Origin of the sequence: Pseudonocardia autotrophica, assembly GCF_003945385.1 — a bacterium.
In the GTDB taxonomy this organism is placed as follows: Bacteria; Actinomycetota; Actinomycetes; order Mycobacteriales; family Pseudonocardiaceae; genus Pseudonocardia; species Pseudonocardia autotrophica.
In genome coordinates, this window is record NZ_AP018920.1 from 1,304,027 (window position 1) to 1,322,523 (window position 18,497).

An 18,497-nucleotide genomic window follows, 5' to 3' on the forward strand; every position below is an offset into this window, starting at 1 on the left:
GGATGATCGTGTGTATGTCCACCGTGGTCTCACGCTGGAGCATTCAGCGCGGGGGCGTGAGATGCGGTCGGGATTCTGCTCCAGGTTCGTGTGTCGTTCGGGGAACTCGGGGCGGTCCCGACCGGGAGCCGACCGTCGACGCCGCACTCGAGGACTACACCGAGGACCGCAAGCCCGGCCGCAACAGCGAGGGCGATTTCTGGCGCGCCTCGATGCGACGCTCCGCGCAGACCACGAGAACACCGTCGAGACCTGCCCGAGCAGCTGCGGCGACGCCCACGAGACCGCTCGCCACTGCGCCTCCGCCGCACCACGCTGTACCGGCGGCCGAACCGGGCCGAGCAGCTTCCGGGTCGCTGCCCCGCCGGCGCGAACGTCCGGGTCGATCGTCGGCTCGCGCACCGACTCGGCAGACTCCTACACATGTAGGGGCGATTCTGCTCAGATTTCGCCACACCGCGGACTGTCCGAGCCGGTCGTTGCTGCGAGGCTCGGGGAGATCGTGCGAGGAGATCCGCTCCCGCGGTCCACGGGGAGTGATCACAGGGCGATGCCGGAACACCGCAACAGACGTGACATCGAGCCGGGAGTGCTGCGCGATCTGCACACCGAGCTGACCTACGAGGGCTACCTGCGGCTGGACCTGCTGCTGGCCGCCCAGCAACCGCTCAGCGTCCCCGAGCATCACGACGAGATGCTGTTCATCATCCAGCACCAGACCTCCGAGTTGTGGATCAAGCTGGTCATCCACGAGCTGCGCTACGCGATCGTGTGCATGCGCGGGGGCTCGCTCGGGCCCGCACTCAAGGCTCTGGCCAGGGTGAAGGCGGTGCAGCGTCAGCTGTTCGAGCAGTGGGAGGTGCTGGCGACACTGACGCCGTCGGAGTACATCCAGTTCCGGGACACCCTCGGGCACTCCTCCGGCTTCCAGTCCGTCCAGTACCGGACCGTCGAGTTCCTGCTCGGTAACAAGAACGCGGACATGATCGACGTCTTCGGGTACAACCCCGAGGCCGCCGCCGGGCTGCGCGCCACGTTGCAGGCGCCGAGTCTCTACGACGAGTTCCTCGGGCACCTGGCCCGCCACGGCCATCCCGTGCCCGACGATCTCCTCCAGCGCGACGTGACGCTGCCGCACGAGTTCAGCAAGGAGCTGGTCCCGGTCCTGCGCGACATCTACCGCGATCCGGACCGCAACTGGGCGGCCTACGAGACCTGCGAGGCACTGGTCGATCTGGAGGAGAGCTTCCAGCTGTGGCGGTTCCGGCACATGAAGACCGTCGAACGGATCATCGGCTACAAGCGCGGCACCGGCGGATCCAGCGGCGTCGGGTTCCTCAAGGCCGCACTGCAGCTGACCTTCTTCCCGGAGATCCTCGCCGTCCGCACCGAACTGGGCACCTGAGCCCGACCTCCGAGGAGACACAGTGGACATCGCCGACGCACGGGCGCTCGACGACCGCGACCCGCTCGCCGGGTTCCGGAGGCGGTTCATCGCCCCCGGCGAGCACGACCGGGTGGTGGCCTACCTGGACGGCAACTCGTTGGGCCGCCCACCGCTGGCCACCCGCGACCGGCTGATCGAACTGATCGACGAGCAATGGGCGGGGCGGCTGATCCGCTCCTGGTCGGAAGGCTGGCTGGAACTGCCCGCGCAGATCGGCGACCGGCTCGCCGCCGCCGTGCTCGGCGCCGCACCCGGCCAGACGATCGTCGCCGACTCGACGACGGTGTGTCTCTACAAGACGCTGCGCGCCGCAGCCGCGCTGCGACCCGACCGCACCGAGATCGTCACCGACCGGCACAACTTCCCGACCGACAGCTACGTCGTCGACGGCGTCGCGACCGAGCTCGGCATGACGGTGCGCTGGATCGACTCCGACCCGGCATCCGGGGTCACCGTCGAACAGGTCGCCGAGACCCTCGGCGACCGGACCGCGGTGCTGCTGCTCTCGCACGTGGCCTACCGATCGGCCTACCTGGCCGACATGGCCGCGATCACGGCGCTGACCCACCGGCACGGCGCGGTCGTCGTGTGGGACCTGTGCCACAGCGTCGGTTCGGTGCCGGTCGAGCTGGACGCGTGCGGCGTGGACTTCGCCGTGGGCTGTACCTACAAGTTCCTCAACGCGGGCCCCGGCGCCCCGGCGTTCCTCTACGTCCGCGCCGAGCACCAGGACGACTTCGCCGCGGCCATCCCCGGCTGGATGGGCCACGACGACCCGTTCGCGATGGAGAAGGCCTACCGCCCGGCGGCCGGGATCAAGCGCGCCCTGTCCGGGACCCCGCCGGTGACCGGCCTGATCGGCGTCGAACAGGGCGTCGCGCTGGTCGAGCAGGCCGGCATCGACCGGATCAGGACCAAGGCGGTCGAACTCACCGAGTTCGTCACCGCACTGGTCGACGTGTGGCTCGTGCCCCTGGGCGCCGGCTACGGCTCGCCCCGCGACCCACGTCTGCGCGGCGGCCACGTGACCGTCACGCACCCGGACGCGGCGCGGATCAGCACCACACTGATCGAGCGTGGGGTGATCGTCGATCACCGACCGCCGGGCGGCATCCGGATAGGGCTCTCCCCGTTGACCACGAGCTTCGCCGAGACATACTCCGCGATGGAGATCTTCCGCGACATCCTGGACGGGGCAACGGCCGGATAACTCGAGGTGCCGTCGCGACCATCGGAGAGAGGCGCCGTGGCGCGCGGCCGAGCCGGTCACGGCCCACCTCGCTGCGCGGCGGCGATCCCCGTCCACGCCACCGACGTCCGGAGGGCGGGAGCGGGCCCCGGTGGGCGTGGCGGACAGGAGACTGGGCGGTATCTCGCTCGGTATGCGCAACCGCCTCGGGATCACCGCGTTCCCGACCCCCTCAGGAGATCGGGTGGTCGTGACGGCCACGCGGCGATCTCCCGGGTCGGTGTGCGCGTCCGGCTCCCGGGCCGGGAGAGGTGCCGACTCAGAGCGTGTTTGAGAAGGCCGGCGTGTCTGCGTGGTCCGGGCGCCGGTGTGGTCCATCGTGGATGGGTGGCTCGGCGTAAGCGGCGGTATCCCTCGGACACCAGCGATGCCCAGTGGGCGTTGATCGAGCCGCTCCTGCCCGAGGCCGGATCGGGTGGGCGGCCGGAGAAGCATCCACGCCGGGACGTGGTCGACGCGATCCTCTACGTGGTGCGCGCGGGGTGCGCATGGCGTGCTCTGCCTGCGGACTTCCCGCCATGGCAGACCGTGTACTGGTACTTCAACCGATGGGAGCAGCAGAAGGTCACCGAACAGATCCTGCCGGTCGTACGCGGACAGCTGCGCGCCGACGAGGGCCGCGACCCGGAGCCGAGCGCGGGCATCATCGACTCCCAGTCCGTGCGCGGCGCCGACACCGTCGGACAGGACACACGTGGATACGACGCCGGAAAGAAGGTCAACGGTCGGAAGCGGTTCATCATCACCGACACCCTCGGCCTGCTCTTGACGACGATGGTGTGCTCGGCGTCGGTCCAGGACCGCGACGGCGCCAAGTCGATCCTGCTCGACCTCTACCTGCGCACGAGGGTGCGCTTCGTGTTCGCCGACGCCGGGTTCGCCGGCCGCCTGCTCGACTGGGCCACCTCGATCCTGCGGACCACGGTCGAGGTCGTCCGCAAACCGCCTGAGCAGCGCGGATTCGCCGTCCTGCCGCGCAGGTGGGCGGTCGAGCGGACCCTGGCCTGGCTCACCGCGCACCGGCGTCTGGCCCGAGACTACGAACGCGACCCCGCCGTGTCCGAGGCCATGATCCGCTGGGCGGCGATCAACACCATCACCCGCCGCCTCGCCCGCGGCACCCCGGCCGCCCGGCAACAGAAGTACATGATCACACCCGCGACTTGATCTTCTCAAACACGCTCTCAGTTGCCCTACACCTGTAGGAGTGCGGCGACACGGATTCAGTCACATTGTGTACTGCCGCCCGACGGTGAGCGATGCCATAATCTATTGATTGGACGAGTGGCCTGAACGAGCCCAGGGTTCCGCATTGTTTCGCAATGTCCCGCAATGTCCCGCAATGTTCCGCAATGTTCGGAGTGCAGAATGGTGACAACTCGGCGAGAGGTGGTCGATCATACGGCAATGCGTAGGGTGGCCCTATGAGGTTTCCTCGATCCGGCAGTCGGGTCCGCCGGCTCCCGCTGTCGTGGGGCACTGCGGCCTTGGTTTACGACAAAAATTTCTTCGTCGACCTCGATCCGGTCGGTGGAGCGTTGTTCGGGCATCTCGGTGGCCGGGTGAGTCGCATGTCCGCCGGCCACGCCGGGTGCCGGGCCGGCAGGCGGGTGCGACCCCCGCGTGCTCACCCGGCAGGTGCCACGACCTGCTGGTCCACGTTCAACTGTCCTCATCGCGATTCCTGGTGGTGTTCATATGACTGAATCAGATGGCGCGACGCTCGATTCTGCTGAGGAGCTGCGCAAGGTATACCCCATGTACCAGGACCTCACGGTGCGCAAGGTCCTGCCCTATCTCGACGCACACTGTCGGGACTTCATTGCGCATTCACCGTTCCTGTGTGTTGCGAGTGCCGGCGAGGACGGCGCTGTGGCCGTGTCGCCACGAGGAGATCCGGCCGGCTTCGTCACCGTCGAGGACGAGAAGACGCTGATCATCCCCGATCGCCCCGGCAATAATCGACTCGACATCATGGAGAATCTTCTGGTGCGACCGCAGGTCGGGATCATCTTCTTCATTCCCGGCCGCGACGACACGCTACGTGTGAAGGGGACTGCGTTGATCGATGTGTCACCACAGCGGATTGCTGCGCACGCGGTTGCGAGCCGAACTCCTCGATCGGTGCTCCGAGTGGCGATCGACGAAGTCTTCATTCACTGTGGCCGCGCGCTGAAACGCTCGCGGCTGTGGTCCGGCGAACCCGCGCCGGCAGCAGAAGATGTGGCCCCCTTCGGCCGGATCCTCTCCGAGCACTCGAAGGTGGAACTGTCCGACGAATTGGTCGAACGTGAGGACTGGAAGTTGTACTGATACGCCGGAGGCCGATCGTGATGGCGTCACGCCGTGGGCTTCTGTGACGGGGTCGGTACGGCACCGGCCCTGATGTCGCGGGCCTGCCGGCCCAGGTCGTGTTCCTCGTCGCCGCCGGCAACAGGACCACGGTCGACAGCTCCGGCGGCGTCGTCCACCTGCTCCGGTACACCGGGTGTTCGCGCGGCGCTGCTGGCCGGCGCCGCCGACCAGGGGCACCTTTCCACCGACGGGTCGCTGCGGCTCGACACCCCGATCGGTATCGGTGCCCCTCGCGCGACCTCGGGAACGACGACGCCGGGCGAGACGGAACCCGCGCCCGGTGCGCTCGTCCTCCAGGTCCACGGAGCGGCCCGCGACGACCTGCCGGTTCGACGACCCCACCCGGCTCCGGCTCGACCGGACGCCCGACCACCGGATGTCCTGTGACCACGGGATCCACAGCTGCCTCGGCGCGCCGCTCGCCCGGCTCGAGAGCGAGGTGTCCTGCACCCGGATCCTCGAGCGGTACTCGGACTCCGTTGCCGACAGCGGTACCGACCGGCTGCGGCAGGGCCATGTCGTGGTCGCCGGCCCGGACCCCCTGCACGTCCAGTTCCAAAGGGCAGAGGCACAGTTCGGCCCGCTCGGCGCGGGCGGGGTCGGTCGATGCGCCGGCCCGGGCCGTCCTGCCCGTCAACTGTCAACGAGAGAGGTCTGACTGATGGCCTACGTCATCACGCAGCGGTGTGTCGGTACCAAGGCGGGCTCGTGCACCGAGGTCTGCCCCGTCGACTGCATCCAGCCCACGCCGGACCACCCTGACTTCGACGAGGTCGAGCAGCTGTTCATCAACCCGGACGACTGCATCGAGTGCGGGGCTTGCGTGCCGGTGTGTCCCAACGATGCCGTGTTCGACGAGGAAGACGTCCCGCAGGACCTCCTGGGGGACATAGCGGCCAACGCGGCGCACTTCGCCGCGTGAGTTCCCCGGCCGGGCGACGGTGCCCGCACTGCCTCGCGGCCGACGGCCGGCTCGGTCGCCGCCGCGGCCGCCCGACCGACCGAGATGAGTGAGACATGCCTCCCTTCTACGTGGCCGTCGTGGGCGCTGGTCCCGCGGGCTTCTTCTCCGCCGCGTCGTTGCTCAAGATCGAGCACCCGGCCGTTCATGTCGACATGTTCGAGCGGCTACCCACTCCGTGGGGGCTCGTGCGCTCCGGTGTGGCGCCCGACCACCCCAAGATCAAGGCGGTCAGCGCCGTGTTCGCCAAGACGGCGCTGCACGACCGGTTCCGCTTCTTCGGGAACGTCGAGCTGGGACGGGACATGAGCAGGGAGCAACTGCTGGAGCGGTACGACGCCGTCGTGTACGCGACCGGTGCCCAGCGCGACCGCGCTCTCGGCGTGCCGGGCGAAGACCTGCCGGGCAGTGTCGCCGCCACCGAACTGGTCGGCTGGTACAACGGGCATCCGGACTTCACCACGCTGCCCGTCGATCTCTCGGTACGAGCCGCCATCGTGATCGGCAACGGTAACGTCGCGCTCGACGTGGCTCGGATCCTCACCACGCAACCGTCGGAACTGTGCAGCACGGACATCGCCGACCATGCGTTGCAAGCGTTGACGGCCAGCGCGATCGACGAGGTCACGGTGGTCGGCCGCAGGGGACCGTTGCAGGCCGCGTTCACGACCTCGGAGCTGCGTGAGCTCGGCGCACTGGACGGCGTGTACGTCGATGTCGACCCGGCCGACCTCGCCGATATCACCGATGACGAGCTGGCCGCGGTCGGCCCGGTCGAGCAACGCAACATCGAGGTCCTGCGAGACCTCGCGGTACGTCCGCGGCCGTCGGGCCGGCACAGGCGGATCACACTGAGGTTCGGGCGTTCGCCGGTCGAGCTGCGGGGAGGGGGCCGGGTCCGGGAGATCGTCCTGGCCCACAACGATCTCCGAGTTGATGGGGCGGGTGTCGTAGCGGTCGATTCCGGGCAACGGGAGCACCTCGACTGCGGCCTGGTCGTCCGCGCCATCGGATACCGTGGCGCCGCGATCGAGGGAGTCCCGTTCGACCGGGACCGCGGAATCGTCCTGCACGTCGACGGACGGGTCACCGGCGGGGACCGGGAGTACGTGGTCGGATGGGCCAAGCGAGGCCCGTCCGGGATCATCGGCACCAACAAGAAGTGCGCGCAGCAGACGGTCGACGTGATCGTCGGCGATCTCGCCTCGGGCGCACTGGCCCCGCTCCGAGGCCGGCTCGAGCCGCCGAACATGGCCGAGACCGGTGAGCATCCGGGCGTGGTGCTCGCCGAAGGCTGGCTCGCCATCGATCGTATGGAGGTCGCTTCGGGGCGAGCGGCCGGCCGACCGCGCGTCAAGCTGTGCACGAGGGACGAGTTGCTCGCCGCGGCCCACTCCGCGACCTGACGCCGCCGGAGACGGCGGAAGGCCCGGGCGTCACTTGGCCCGGGCCTTCCGCTGCGCCGGAGCGGGTCGAACCGCCCCGGCGTGTCGGGACCCGATCGACCGCGGGGACGGAGTCATGACAGGTTGTTCCCCGCCGCTGTATCCGCCGCCGTCGCGTGAGCGGGCGGTGCGCATTGTCGCCGAGGTCGGTCGGACCACGACTCACCGTGGGGGGCGATGACCGCCGTCGCCGCCGGGCTCGGCGTCGGGGACCTGGTCCAGCGCTGGTTCGCCGAGCCTAGAACGGGATCGTCACCCCGATCCCGTTCTCCCGGGCGAACGCGACGACCACCGAGGCGGCGGCGACATCGAGCGCAGCGTGACCGGTCGACTTGAACACGGTGATCGCGGCACCCGGCTCCATCACCGACTGCGGATCGCTGGGATCGAGGAGGGCGCCGAGCGAGATCACCTCGGACGGGTCGAGTCCCTGCAGCTCGGGGGCGCCGACCGGGGGAGGCTCGGTGACGGACCCCGGCCACTCCGCGCACACCGACGCATCCGCGATCGTCTCTGCATCGAGCTCCGGACAGCCGTGCGAGCCACCTACCGAACTGACGTAGACGCCGTCAGCGAGCCATGACCGGTCGACGACCGGGCTCGACGCGCCGGTGCAGCACAGGACGACATCGGCGCCGCGCACCGCCGCCTCGATCGTGTCGACCGAGCCCTGCGGATGCAGCTCGGCGAGGCGTCCGGCAGCACTTGCGTCCCGCGCCCCCACCACGACCGGACATGCCACCTCCGTCAGAAGCTCGATCTGGGCGCGGGCCTGGACCCCGGAACCCACCACGGCGATCTTCGTCGGATTCGCCGGGCCGATCGCCCGCATGGCCAATGTCGCGGCCATCGCGGTACGAACAGCTGTGATCGACTGCGCGTCGACGAGTGCGGTCAACCTGCCGTCTTCCACGTCGAACTGTGCGACAACGCCGTTGTGCAGGCTGCGTCCCGGCCGGCCCGGCACGGGAGACATCGTCACGAGCTTCGCCGCGAGTCCGAGGCCGGGGACGTAGCCCGGCATCGACCCCAGCATCGCCCCGTCCGGGGTCAGGGCCACCCCTCGCGCCGGCGCGGACACGCCCCCTCGGCTCAACTCGATCAGCGCTGTCGCGCAGGCATCCGACAGGTCGACACGGGCGAGGATCGACCGTGTCTGATCCGCTCCCAGCACAAGGACATCACTCACCATGGCAATCTTATAGCATCAATTTGACGGCGGTGGTCAATCGGCTATATCTGCCCCTCGCCGGCGACCGAGCAGTAGGGCCGCCCTGTGCAAGGCGCCCGTCGTTGCCCCAGGATGCACGTTGTGCACGAGAACCTGCAGGTGCTGGCCGATCAGCTCGCAGCCGACCTCGGACGATCGGTCCTGATCGAGGACCTGTCGCGTCTGCTCGCGGCCAGCGCGCTGCTCGGTGTCGTGGATCAGTCGCGCAAGGACTCGATCCTGATGCGGCGTCCCGACGACTCCGTCAAGCCGCTTCATCGACGCCATCGCATCGACGACGCACGGGAGCCGGTGTTGGTGGCGGCCGATGAGGAGCTCGGCACGCTGGCGCGGTGGTGCATCCCGCTGCGCACCGACGTGCTGCACGGGTTCATCTGGTTGATCGACGAGCCCCCGCTGAGCCCCGACGAGCTGGAGCACGCCCGCTCGGCCGGCGCCCGCGCCCTGGAGGTGCTGACCCGCCGCCGACAGCACGAGGCACGAACCGGCCGACTGCTCGACGAACTGCTCACGGCCGAGGAACCCGCCAGACAGGAGGCTGCGGCTGCGCTGCTCGAGCACGGCCCACTCGCCGACGACCCTCCGTTCACCCTCACCGTGGTGCGCGCCGGCCGGGGCGACGACCTCGCGGCAGGCGACCTGGAGTCCGTCGGGGCCCGACTGCGTGAACGTATGCCACCGGCCGCAATGGTGAGCGCCGTCGGCGACGGGCACCTCGTCGCCGTACTGACGACCACCGGTACGGCGAACTCGGGCGCATCGGTTGAGGGCACTCTCGCGGACGCTCTGCGGGACGGCACCCCGAACCTCGTCGTGGGTACCGGCGCACCGGCACCCACGCTGGCGGCTGTGCCGGAGCAGCTGGCCAACGCACGTTATGCCGCGCTGGTCGCCGCCTCCGCACCCGAGTTCGGCGGCGGCGCCGCGTGGGAGCAGCTGGGCAGCTGGACCCTGCTCCAGCACGTCGATCACACCGAAGCCGGTGTCGAACGCCTGTGTCGCGGCGCCGGTGTCCTGCTCGACCCCCGGAACGAGATGTACCGGGAGACCATCGAGACATATCTGGGCACCTGCGGCGACGCGCGCGAGACCGCTCTGCGGCTGCACATCCACCGCACCACGCTGTACTGGCGACTGAACCGCGCCGAGCAGCTGCTGGGCCGCAGCCTCGGCGACGCGAACGTACGGATCGACCTGCAGCTGGCGCTACGGCTCGGTGCGCTCCTGCCGCGATGACGTCTCCTACACCTGCAGGAGTGGAAGCCAGTCGATTTCGCCGCTCTGCGGACTGTGTGGGCCCGCCACAGCTGCGAAGGTCGGTAGATCCCGTGGTCCATCCGGTTCCGCGGTCCGCATAGGGAGCGATCGTGAGCATCGGCTGTGCGCAGGTGGTCACCTCGGTGTGACCGAGCGAGTTGTTCCCCACCGTGGTCCGGGTGCTCGATGTCGGGGGTCCGCCCCTCGATCAGCCGGATCGGGGCGGCGGTGGGACCTTCCTGCTGTCGCCGGCGATCGACGGGATCGGCATCCACGACACCATCCTGATCCTGGGCGGTGATCCGGGCCGCCCGACCGGCCGTGGCGTGGCGGTGGGCAACCCGGGACGGGCACCCGTCCAGTCACTGAGCGGCGCGCGCTGCGCCGCGACGTCGGCAACTACTGCCAAGGAGGCATGAGCACGTGTCGGACCGGTTCATCGAAGGAAACCCGCTGGAAGAAGTCGGTGGGTACGCCAGGGCTGCCCGGGAGGGGAGTCGGATCGCGGTGAGCGGCACCACCGCGAACCTGACGCCCGACGAGGTGCTCGACACCTACGCGCAGACCGCCCAGGCCCTGGGCAGGGCCGTGCAGGCGGTGCAGCAACTCGGCGGCGGTGTCGACGGCGTTCTCCGGACGCGCGTGTATCTCGCCCCCGGTGCGGACTGGCAGGGCGCGGCGCGGGCTCATGGGGAGGTGTTCGCCGGACAACGGCCGGCCAACACGATGCTGTTCGTGTCCGGGCTGGTCGGTGACGACGGCGTCCTGGTCGAGGTCGAGCTGGACGCGGAGGCCTCGGCATGAGCCTGACCTTCAGCATCCGCCTGAACAACGACCTCGAAGTCCGCACGCTGATCGACATCGCGCGAGTGGCGGAGGCTCACGGATTCGACCAGATCTGGGTGTCCAACGATCTGTTCCTGCGGTCCGGCCCGATCATTCTCTCGGCCATCGCCCAGCACACGGAACGGATCAGGATCGGGTCGGGGATCCTCAATCCCTACTCCATCCATCCCTCCGAGATCGCAATGATGGCCGCGACCCTGCAGGAGGTGTCCGGTGGACGTTTCCTGTTGGGACTCGGCGCAGGCGCCGAGGATTTCCTCGACTGGGCGGGACTCGGGCGCCCCAAACCGCTCACCACCACCCGCGAGGCGATCATTGCGATCCGCGCACTGCTCGCTGGGAAGTCGCCATCGGATGTACCCGGTTCCGGCGTGGGGTGGACGTCGCGCGCGCGTCTGGCTGCCGGCGAGGGGCACACCCCGATCTACGTCGGCGGGATGAGCCCGAAGATGTTGGCCATGGCGGGCGCGCACGCCGACGGCGTCCTGCCCCTGCTCTATCCACCAGAACACTTCGCCACCGCCGCGGCGCAGATCGCCGACGGCGCGCGGGAGGCCGGTCGCACCCTCGCCGACATCGACCTCCCGGCCTGCTTCTGGTGCTGTGTGGACGACGACCCGGAGCGCGCGTCGGCGGAGCTGGCGGACAAGATCGCCTACTACGGCGCGTCGTTCGCGCCGTACCTACTGTCCAAGGCGGGCCTGACCGTCGAGGACTTCGGCCCGATCCAGGAAGCACTCGCCGACGGCGACACCGCCAAGGCCCGCTCGCTGGTCACACCGACGATGCTCGGCCTGGGTATCGCCGGCGGCCCGGATGCCGTGATCTTACGCTGCCGAGGGTTGATGGCCGACGGTGCCACCCACCTGTCGTTCGGGCCGCCACTGGGCCTCGACCCGCAGACCGCGGTACACACCCTGGGTGAGCGGGTTCTGCCCGCGATCCGGGCCCAGGTCGAGACGATGTCGTCGTGATCTCGAGCAGGGACGGGGGCGACATCGGGCCGGAGGTGCGGCGAGACGGGCACGCCGAGCCGGCCCACGAGATCATCTGCGGCGAGATCTCCTGCTCATCGCCCAGCAGTCGCTGAGCCGTCCCGAGCCTGTCAACGGCGGACGAGTGTATGCGTCGGGTGCGTTGTCGTGGCCCTCTCCACACGAGGCGTGTCGCCGCGGACGGGAACGAAGGGAACGATCCCGTCGTGCGGTCGCACCAGAAGCTTGTCCGTGATGTCGGGTCGACCGTCGCCAGAGCGATCGGGATCGATCAGTGTCTGTGTGTCCTCGACGGTCACGAAGCCGGCCGGATCTCCTCGTGGCGATACGGCCACGGGGTGCGTGGTAACTCAATCGTCATCAAGTAGATCTTTCGAGGAAAAGGGCGTCGAGTACGCGTATTCAACCCGCTCCGTGACCTGCGGGTGAGCACCCGGAAAATGTCTGATCACGATGTGGCCGGGTCGGCCGTGCGGCGATCTTCCGGGTGCGGCGTGCTCTTCCGGTACCTGAGTCGAAGAGTTGGCGTCAGAGCGACTCGACACCTGTAGGAGTACCGACACATGGATTCAGTCATTTTGTGTGCTGCCCTTCGACGGTGCGCGGTGCCATAATCTGTCGATTGGATCAGCAGTCCGAACGAACTCGGGACTCGGCAATGTTCCGTACTGATCAGAGTGGAGAACGGTGACAACTCAGCGAGAGGCAGTCGACCGTACGAAAATGCGTAAGGTGACACTGTCAAGCTTCCTCGGTCAGACGCTCGAGTCCTACGACTTCCTCCTCTATGGGACTACTGCGGCCCTGGTTTTCGACAAGGTGTTCTTTCCTGATCTCGATCCGATCGCCGGCACGCTTGCGGCGTTGTCCACCTTTGCGGTCGGCTTCGTGGCCAGGCCGGTCGGTGGGGCATTCTTCGGACATTTCGGTGACCGGGTGGGGCGGAAGTCGATCTTTGCGATCACCCTGCTGCTGATGGGCATCGTGACCGTCGGCATCGGTCTCCTGCCGGGCTACGCCACCATCGGAGTCGCCGCGCCTCTGATTCTGGTCGTATTCCGTTTCGTGCAGGGCTTCGCCGTCGGTGGCGAATGGGCTGGGGCATCGCTCATGGTGCTCGAACAGGCACCCACCAAGAGGCGAGGGCTCTTCGCCAGCGCCATCGGCGTCGGGACCTCGGCCGGAGTGTTGTTGTCCACCGGCGCGGTAGCGCTGACATCTCAGATGGACGCCGAAGCTTTCCTGGCATGGGGTTGGCGCATACCGTTCCTCGCCAGTCTCCCGCTCATTCTGTTCGCGCTCTACGTCCGGATGCGGCTCCCGGAGCCCGAGGTATTCGCGAAAGCAAAGGAGGACCGGAAGCGAGCACGCCACCCGCTGGTCACGCTGTTCTCCACGCACCGACGAAGCATGCTGCTGGTCATCCTGATGTCGCTGGCCGAGTCGGTTCCGTTCTTCCTGGCCTCGGTGTGGGTACTGTCCTATGCGCCGCAGTATTTCGGTATCGACAGGTCCTTCCTTCTTGCCTGCGTGACGATCAGTGCGGCGATCGGGTTGGTGACCATACCGGCGTTCGCCGCCCTGTCCGACCGGATCGGCCGCCGCCGTCTCTGTCTCGCTAGCTCGCTCGCTATCGCGCTGTTGACGTTCCCGTTCTTCTGGGCGCTGGAGAGTACGCTGCCAGTGATCATCGTGCTCACCTACATCGTTCTCATCAACGGTGGCCACGACGCGATCGCCAGCGTCCAGTCGTCCTACTACGCGGAGCTGTTCGAGCTCCGGATCCGCTACAGCGGCACAGCATTGAGTCGCCAGCTCGGCGCCATGATCGGTGGCGGATTCGCGCCGTTCATCGCCACGGCATTGGTCGCGCTCTCCGGGGGCAGCTGGATCCTGGTTGCCTGCTATATGATGCTCGCCTCACTGGTTGCGGCTGTGGCGACGTACTTCGCACCAGAGACCTACCGGTCCGATCTGGCCAGTACCTCGTCGCCCGGCCGAGCCTGATCCGGGGGCCTGCCCGGGCTGAAGGCTCCGCACCGAGCGACGATCCTGGCGTTGATCAGCCCTCCGGCGATGCTGCCCAGCGCCGCGCCGGCGAGGAGCACGCCCTACCCCCATCGGAGCTGGGATTTCAGCGACGGCTGCTCGACTCGGACGGGCACAAGCCGTGGCCGGGCGGTGAATCGCGCAACCGGGCGGATTCGCCCTCATGTCCGTCGTCAGCCGGGCGGCCGGGGCGGGCCCTCGCAGTGGTCGGCCCGGTAGCGGCCCGGGGTCTGGCCGACGACGTCGGTGAACGCCGCGATGAAGCTCGACGGGTTCGACCATCCGCACATCATCGCGGTGGCGGTGACCGAGACCCCGTTGGTGAGGTGCAGGAGAGCGTGATGGATGCGCAGGATCGTGCGCCAGCGGTGAAAGCTCATGCCGAGCTCGGCGTGGAACAGCCTGCTGAGGGTCCGTTCGCTCGCTCCGGCTGCTCGTCCGAGCTCGGCCAGGGTCGAGCTGCGTCCGGGGTCGGCGTGCAGGAGGTCGGTGACGGCGCGCAGCCGGTCGTCGTCGGGCTCGGGCAGGTGCAACGGCTGCTCCGGAGTTTCGGTCAGCTCGTCGATCACGACCGCGAGCAGTCGTCCGTGGGCGCCGGCGCGGGTCTCCGGCCGGCCGGTCAGCGCCAGGATGGCCTCACGGAGCAGCTGACTCACGGCGAACACACCGGGACGCCCCGCGAGGTCGTCGCACATCCGCTTCGGAACGACGACGACCCGGGCATCGGCGCGACCGTAGAATCGGTGCGAGTGTTCGAAACCCGGTGGGGTCCACGTCACCCGGTCGGCGGGCGCGATCCAGGTCCCGTGATCCGTCGTGGTGGCCAGCGCTCCGGCGGCCGCATAGACCAGCTGGCCGTGGGCGTGCCGATGGGCGTCGAGGTAGAAGCCGTCGGGCAGCCATGCTCCCCGCCGGGTGGTCAGCACCTGAAGGTCGGCGAACAGCGGATCGACGTGGCGGGTTTTCGGCACAGCTCGTCAGTTTACCGGTAGTACGTCGCCCCTGCCTCGGTGACGATGGCGTGTGGAAACGCATCCGTCGGTGTCGGGAGGAACTGTTGACCAGCCTTGAAGAGGCGATCGGGATGGCGGGCAAGTACCGGCGTCCGAGCAGGAGGCGAATGTTGGCGCTGACCGTCCAACGGTCCGAACGAATCAGCCCGCACTTCGTCTCCGTCACGGTGGGAGGCGACGACGTCCGGCATCTGGAGCAGTCCGGGTACGACCAGGTGGGCCGCCTGTTCTTCGGTGTGCCCGGTCACGGCCCGGTCGTTCTCCCGACCAGCGAGCGGTGGATGCTCCAGTTCGCTCTCCAGTCGGCTGCGAGTCGTCCACGGGTGCGGATGTACTCCGTCCGCAGGTTCCGGCCGGAGATCTCGGCCTTCGACATCGAGGTCGTGGTCCACGAGGAGGTCGCGGACCGGCCCGCCGCCCCCGGGGCGTCCTGGGCGCTGGGAGCCCGGCCCGGAGACGCGGTCGGCTTCCTCGACGAGGGGTACACCTACGGGCCGACCCCGGGCGCGACCTGGCAGCTGCTCGTCGGCGACGAGAGCGCCGCCCCCGCCATCCTCGCGATCCTGGAGCAGTCCACCGGCGAGCTGCCCGCCGAGGTGTTCCTGGAGGTCCCCACCGACGAGGACATCCGCCCGGAGGTAGCCGCGCCCGCCGGGACGACGATCCACTGGCTGCCCCGCAACGACCCGTCCGCCACACCGGGCACGCTCGCCCTGGCGACCGTACGGAACGCGGAGCTGCGACCCGGGCCCTTCTACACCTGGACCGCGGGTGAGTCCGCTCTGTCCACCGGACTTCGCAGGCATCTCGTCAACGAACGCAATGTCCGCAGGTCCGACATCGCCTTCCTCGGCTACTGGAAGCAGGGCCGGGCCAGCCCGTGACGGTGCGGGGCCGGCGGGCCGGGGGTGTTCCGCTCACCGGCTGCCCGGCGTCGCCCGCCGGCGCGCGGACGTCTCCGCCGCCGGTCAGGCGACGAATGCGATGTCACGCTCCTTCTCGACGTTGTCCTCGCTGTTGTCGAGCCGGTGGCGCAGCGCGGCGCCGAGCACCGGCAGCCGGTCGACGAACTCGAAGATCCGTCTCCCGACCATCTGCCGCCTGCTGCTGGGCGTGAACAGGGAGACCTGTGCGATGCCGGTGCGCTGGTACGAGGCGATGGGGGGACGAAGGTGGCTCTCCCAGGCCCGCAGCGCGGGACCGATCCGGTCGCCGTGGCGTCGGAGCATCGTGCCGAGCAGATCGGCGCCGGCCAGGGCCGCGGAGGCGCCCATGCCGGAGTAGACGGTGGTGCACCAGGCGGCGTCGCCGGTCAGCACCACCCGCCCCTTCGACCACCTGCTCATCTGCACCTGCTCGGCCGTGTCGTAGAGGTACTCGTCGGTCGCTTCGAACGCGTCGAGGGCCTCACCGAGCAGCCGCCCGTAGGGCTCGGGGCGGTACGCGGTGCGGAGCCGGTCGACCGGCCGGCCGGAGAACTGCGATTCGACGTCGGAGGTGCGGTAGGAGAAGAAGGCGCTCGGCCCGCGGCCCGCGAAGGGCAGGACGAGCAACGAGCGTCCTGGTTCGAGCAGCATGGCGCCCTCGTTCGCGGCCATGCCGCCGATCGGTCCCGGAAGCGTGAACGCCGCGATCATGTATCCGAGACGGTGAAGGTGCTGCTCGTGCGGGGCGAACACCAGGCGTCGGACCGTCGACCGCAGGCCGTCGGCGCCCACCACCAGATCGAAGCGCTCGGTGCCGGTCGTACCGTCCCGCTCCAGTGTGACGTCGACACCGTCGGTGTCCTGCTCGATGTGGACCGGTGAGGTCGAGTACCGGATCTCCACATCGTCCGGCAGCGCGGCGAAGACACCCTGTTCCACGTCGCCGCGCGACATGACCCGGGGTTCGCTGGGGAAGTCGGTGAACCCCAGCCCGGACCGGCGATTGCCGGAGCGGGTGACGACGTAGTCGGCGCTGTTCGCGGGCGAGCGGTCGGGAATGGCGTCCAGGATGCCGAGCCGTCGTGCGGCTGCCTGACCCGCACCGAAGATCCCGACGAAGTAGCCGCCCGTGCGGCGCCCGGGGGACTTCTCCACGATCACCGGATCCCAGCCGATCGAGCGCAGCCGCACGGCGGTGGCGATCCCGCTGACTCCGAGGCCGACGACCAGGGCGCGTCTTCCCCCGGTCGGCGGAACCGGGTGGGGGAATGCGTGCTCTTCGATGTCCATGGGCACCATCGTCGGCTCGTCGATCTGTGGCGCGCTACCGATACACAGACTCCAGATGCCGTAAAGTCGCCAAGCCGCTGCTCGCTGCGAGGAGCAGCCCGGGTACGTGCCGTGCACAGGCTGCTCACTCGCATCAGGGGGCCCGGCCGAGGGCCGGACGAACCTGGCTCGCCCGTCCACCGGTGTGGCACGCAGGCTCCACGTCGCCGCGCCGCCGGTCGGCGAGTGCGCTCCGGCACGCCGCCGGGATTCTCACGCTGGTCATCCCGCCGGGAGTCGGCCTAGCCTGATGCCCCGGCGTCGCCACAGGGTCGTGGGAGGCGAGAGGTCGTATGCGCGCAGCCTCGGAGTACTGGAGCACGGACCGTGACACGTCGGTGGTGGTCGAGCAGTGGCAGGAGATGCTGTCCGCGACGCACCTGAAGTGGTCGATCGCGGTGCCCGAGGCCGAGCCCGGGGGCGAGGTGTTCGAGGCGACGGTCCAGCGCTGGTGGATCGACGACCTGGCCCTTGTCGACTGCACCTGCGGGCTGTGCTCGGGCACCCGGACGAAGCGCGACATCGCAGGAACCGACGGCGAGTTCGTCGTGGTGCTGATCAACCGTGGCGGGCGGGAGACGGTTGCCCAGGGCGGCTCCGAGGCCGGGTTGGGGCGTGGCGACGCGGTCGTCTGGGACAGCTCCACGACGGCCCGGTTCGTCGTCCAGGAGCCGCTGTCCAAACGCAGCCTGCTGATCCCGCGCGCCGCGCTGGACGAGATCGTCGGCCGGGCGCAGATGACCGGCGGAGTGCTGCTCGACGGCCGGAAGCCCGCGACCCGGCTGCTCATCTCCTACCTGGACACCCTCAGCGCGGCACTGCCCGATCTGGACCGGTCCGCGGTGTCCGCGGCCCGCAACGCGACGCTGGAGCTGTTCATCGGCGCGCTCCGGAGCGGCGGCGACGTCCCCGAATCGGCGATCGCCCGACCGGCACTGCGGGCGGCGATGGACCGCTACATCGAGCGCCACCTGGCCGACTCCACACTCAACCCGACCCGGCTGGCTCGTGCGCACGGCGTATCGCTGCGCACCGTCAACCGCATCTTCACGGCGTCCGGGCAGACCGTCGGCGAGGTGCTGCGGGCACGCCGGCTGGCCCGGGCCCGTGAGGAGCTCGCCGGCACCGATCGTCCGGTCGCGTCGATCGCGCACCGCTACGGATTCTCCGACAGCAGCCATCTGAGCCGGCTGTTCAAGGCGCACTACGGGGCCAGCCCGACGCAGTACCGGGCCGCTGCCCGCGGCGACGACGACTCCGGCGGCGCCGCCGAAGATGGCGTGGGTGTTCAGCGGCGTGGCGCGCAGATTCATCGATCCGGACGGCGACGTCGCGAGACTGGGGTCACCGCGGTTCAGGGGTGAGCGGGTGCTTCCCCGGGCCGATCGATTCGA

At 69.1% G+C, this 18,497-nt stretch carries 15 protein-coding genes and 1 pseudogene; 13 read left to right on the forward strand and 3 right to left on the reverse strand.

Annotation, left to right across the window (positions count from 1 at the left end; all coding sequences use genetic code 11):
• The first annotated feature begins 550 nt into the window (after positions 1 to 550).
• The 6 genes and pseudogenes from Pdca_RS06360 to Pdca_RS06385 all read left to right on the forward strand — a co-directional run bounded on the left by Pdca_RS06360 (position 551) and on the right by Pdca_RS06385 (position 7,418).
• Positions 551 to 1,405 (forward strand): tryptophan 2,3-dioxygenase, encoded by an 855-nt coding sequence (locus Pdca_RS06360; RefSeq protein ID WP_085916910.1) that lies wholly within the window; start codon positions 551 to 553, stop codon positions 1,403 to 1,405.
• A gap of 22 nt (positions 1,406 to 1,427) precedes the next feature.
• On the forward strand, positions 1,428 to 2,657 hold the full coding sequence (kynU, locus tag Pdca_RS06365) for a kynureninase (protein ID WP_085916909.1): 1,230 nt from the start codon (positions 1,428 to 1,430) through the stop codon (positions 2,655 to 2,657).
• Between the two features lie 309 nt (positions 2,658 to 2,966).
• Positions 2,967 to 3,846 (forward strand): annotated as a pseudogene (locus Pdca_RS06370) (IS5 family transposase).
• Positions 3,847 to 4,394: 548 nt separating this feature from the next.
• Positions 4,395 to 5,009: an MSMEG_1061 family FMN-dependent PPOX-type flavoprotein gene (locus Pdca_RS06375; protein ID WP_085916584.1), complete on the forward strand. Its 615-nt coding sequence runs from the start codon at positions 4,395 to 4,397 to the stop codon at positions 5,007 to 5,009.
• Positions 5,010 to 5,712: 703 nt separating this feature from the next.
• A complete protein-coding gene (locus Pdca_RS06380) occupies positions 5,713 to 5,973 on the forward strand; it encodes a 4Fe-4S dicluster domain-containing protein (RefSeq protein ID WP_085916586.1) in 261 nt (86 codons plus the stop codon).
• Positions 5,974 to 6,068: 95 nt separating this feature from the next.
• Positions 6,069 to 7,418, forward strand: coding sequence for an FAD-dependent oxidoreductase (locus Pdca_RS06385; RefSeq protein WP_085916587.1), 1,350 nt, complete (start codon positions 6,069 to 6,071; stop codon positions 7,416 to 7,418).
• Positions 7,419 to 7,695: 277 nt separating this feature from the next.
• On the opposite strand, the gene Pdca_RS06390 is transcribed toward Pdca_RS06385, so the two are convergent.
• Positions 7,696 to 8,646 carry an ornithine cyclodeaminase family protein gene (locus Pdca_RS06390; RefSeq protein WP_158092365.1) on the reverse strand — a complete coding sequence of 317 codons (951 nt, stop codon included), beginning with the start codon at positions 8,644 to 8,646 and terminating at the stop codon, positions 7,696 to 7,698.
• Positions 8,647 to 8,769: 123 nt separating this feature from the next.
• Here Pdca_RS06390 and Pdca_RS06395 point away from each other — a divergent pair, with 123 nt between their 5' ends.
• From Pdca_RS06395 to Pdca_RS06415, 5 genes are all read left to right on the forward strand, one after another.
• A complete protein-coding gene (locus Pdca_RS06395; RefSeq protein WP_158092366.1) occupies positions 8,770 to 9,924 on the forward strand; it encodes a PucR family transcriptional regulator in 1,155 nt (384 codons plus the stop codon).
• A 200-nt stretch (positions 9,925 to 10,124) separates the two neighbouring features.
• Positions 10,125 to 10,364, forward strand: a complete 240-nt coding sequence (locus Pdca_RS06400) for a hypothetical protein (protein WP_125911281.1) — start codon at positions 10,125 to 10,127, stop codon at positions 10,362 to 10,364.
• Between the two features lie 4 nt (positions 10,365 to 10,368).
• Entirely contained in the window at positions 10,369 to 10,749 is a 381-nt protein-coding gene (locus tag Pdca_RS06405; RefSeq protein WP_085916591.1) for a Rid family hydrolase, read from the forward strand.
• Entirely contained in the window at positions 10,746 to 11,765 is a 1,020-nt protein-coding gene (locus Pdca_RS06410) for an LLM class flavin-dependent oxidoreductase (RefSeq protein WP_085916592.1), read from the forward strand. The genes Pdca_RS06405 and Pdca_RS06410 overlap by 4 nt, the downstream gene beginning before the upstream one ends.
• A 744-nt stretch (positions 11,766 to 12,509) precedes the next feature.
• The gene (locus Pdca_RS06415) at positions 12,510 to 13,793 is read left to right on the forward strand and encodes an MFS transporter (protein WP_085916593.1); all 1,284 of its coding nucleotides are present in this window, start codon (positions 12,510 to 12,512) and stop codon (positions 13,791 to 13,793) included.
• 215 nt (positions 13,794 to 14,008) lie between these two features.
• Here the strand turns inward: Pdca_RS06415 and Pdca_RS06420 are convergent, their stop codons facing one another.
• Positions 14,009 to 14,806 (reverse strand): helix-turn-helix transcriptional regulator, encoded by a 798-nt coding sequence (locus Pdca_RS06420; RefSeq protein WP_307724057.1) that lies wholly within the window; start codon positions 14,804 to 14,806, stop codon positions 14,009 to 14,011.
• A gap of 149 nt (positions 14,807 to 14,955) precedes the next feature.
• Here Pdca_RS06420 and Pdca_RS06425 point away from each other — a divergent pair, with 149 nt between their 5' ends.
• Positions 14,956 to 15,732 (forward strand): siderophore-interacting protein, encoded by a 777-nt coding sequence (locus tag Pdca_RS06425; protein ID WP_085916594.1) that lies wholly within the window; start codon positions 14,956 to 14,958, stop codon positions 15,730 to 15,732.
• Between the two features lie 84 nt (positions 15,733 to 15,816).
• Here Pdca_RS06425 and Pdca_RS06430 read toward each other — a convergent pair whose 3' ends face one another.
• Entirely contained in the window at positions 15,817 to 17,181 is a 1,365-nt protein-coding gene (locus tag Pdca_RS06430; RefSeq protein ID WP_232021440.1) for an FAD-dependent monooxygenase, read from the reverse strand.
• Between the two features lie 215 nt (positions 17,182 to 17,396).
• Between Pdca_RS06430 and Pdca_RS06435 the strand changes: the two genes are divergently transcribed.
• Complete coding sequence (locus Pdca_RS06435; protein WP_085916596.1) at positions 17,397 to 18,467, forward strand: helix-turn-helix domain-containing protein; 1,071 nt, start codon at positions 17,397 to 17,399, stop codon at positions 18,465 to 18,467.
• Positions 18,468 to 18,497: the final 30 nt, after the last annotated feature.

Coding starts and splice junctions, on each gene's coding strand:
- Pdca_RS06360 (WP_085916910.1), top strand. CDS start 551: ATGCCGGAACACCGCAACAGACGTGACATCGAGCCGGGAGTGCTGCGC.
- Pdca_RS06375 (WP_085916584.1), top strand. CDS start 4,395: ATGACTGAATCAGATGGCGCGACGCTCGATTCTGCTGAGGAGCTGCGC.
- Pdca_RS06380 (WP_085916586.1), top strand. CDS start 5,713: ATGGCCTACGTCATCACGCAGCGGTGTGTCGGTACCAAGGCGGGCTCG.
- Pdca_RS06385 (WP_085916587.1), top strand. CDS start 6,069: ATGCCTCCCTTCTACGTGGCCGTCGTGGGCGCTGGTCCCGCGGGCTTC.
- Pdca_RS06410 (WP_085916592.1), top strand. CDS start 10,746: ATGAGCCTGACCTTCAGCATCCGCCTGAACAACGACCTCGAAGTCCGC.
- Pdca_RS06415 (WP_085916593.1), top strand. CDS start 12,510: ATGCGTAAGGTGACACTGTCAAGCTTCCTCGGTCAGACGCTCGAGTCC.
- Pdca_RS06425 (WP_085916594.1), top strand. CDS start 14,956: ATGTTGGCGCTGACCGTCCAACGGTCCGAACGAATCAGCCCGCACTTC.
- Pdca_RS06435 (WP_085916596.1), top strand. CDS start 17,397: ATGCGCGCAGCCTCGGAGTACTGGAGCACGGACCGTGACACGTCGGTG.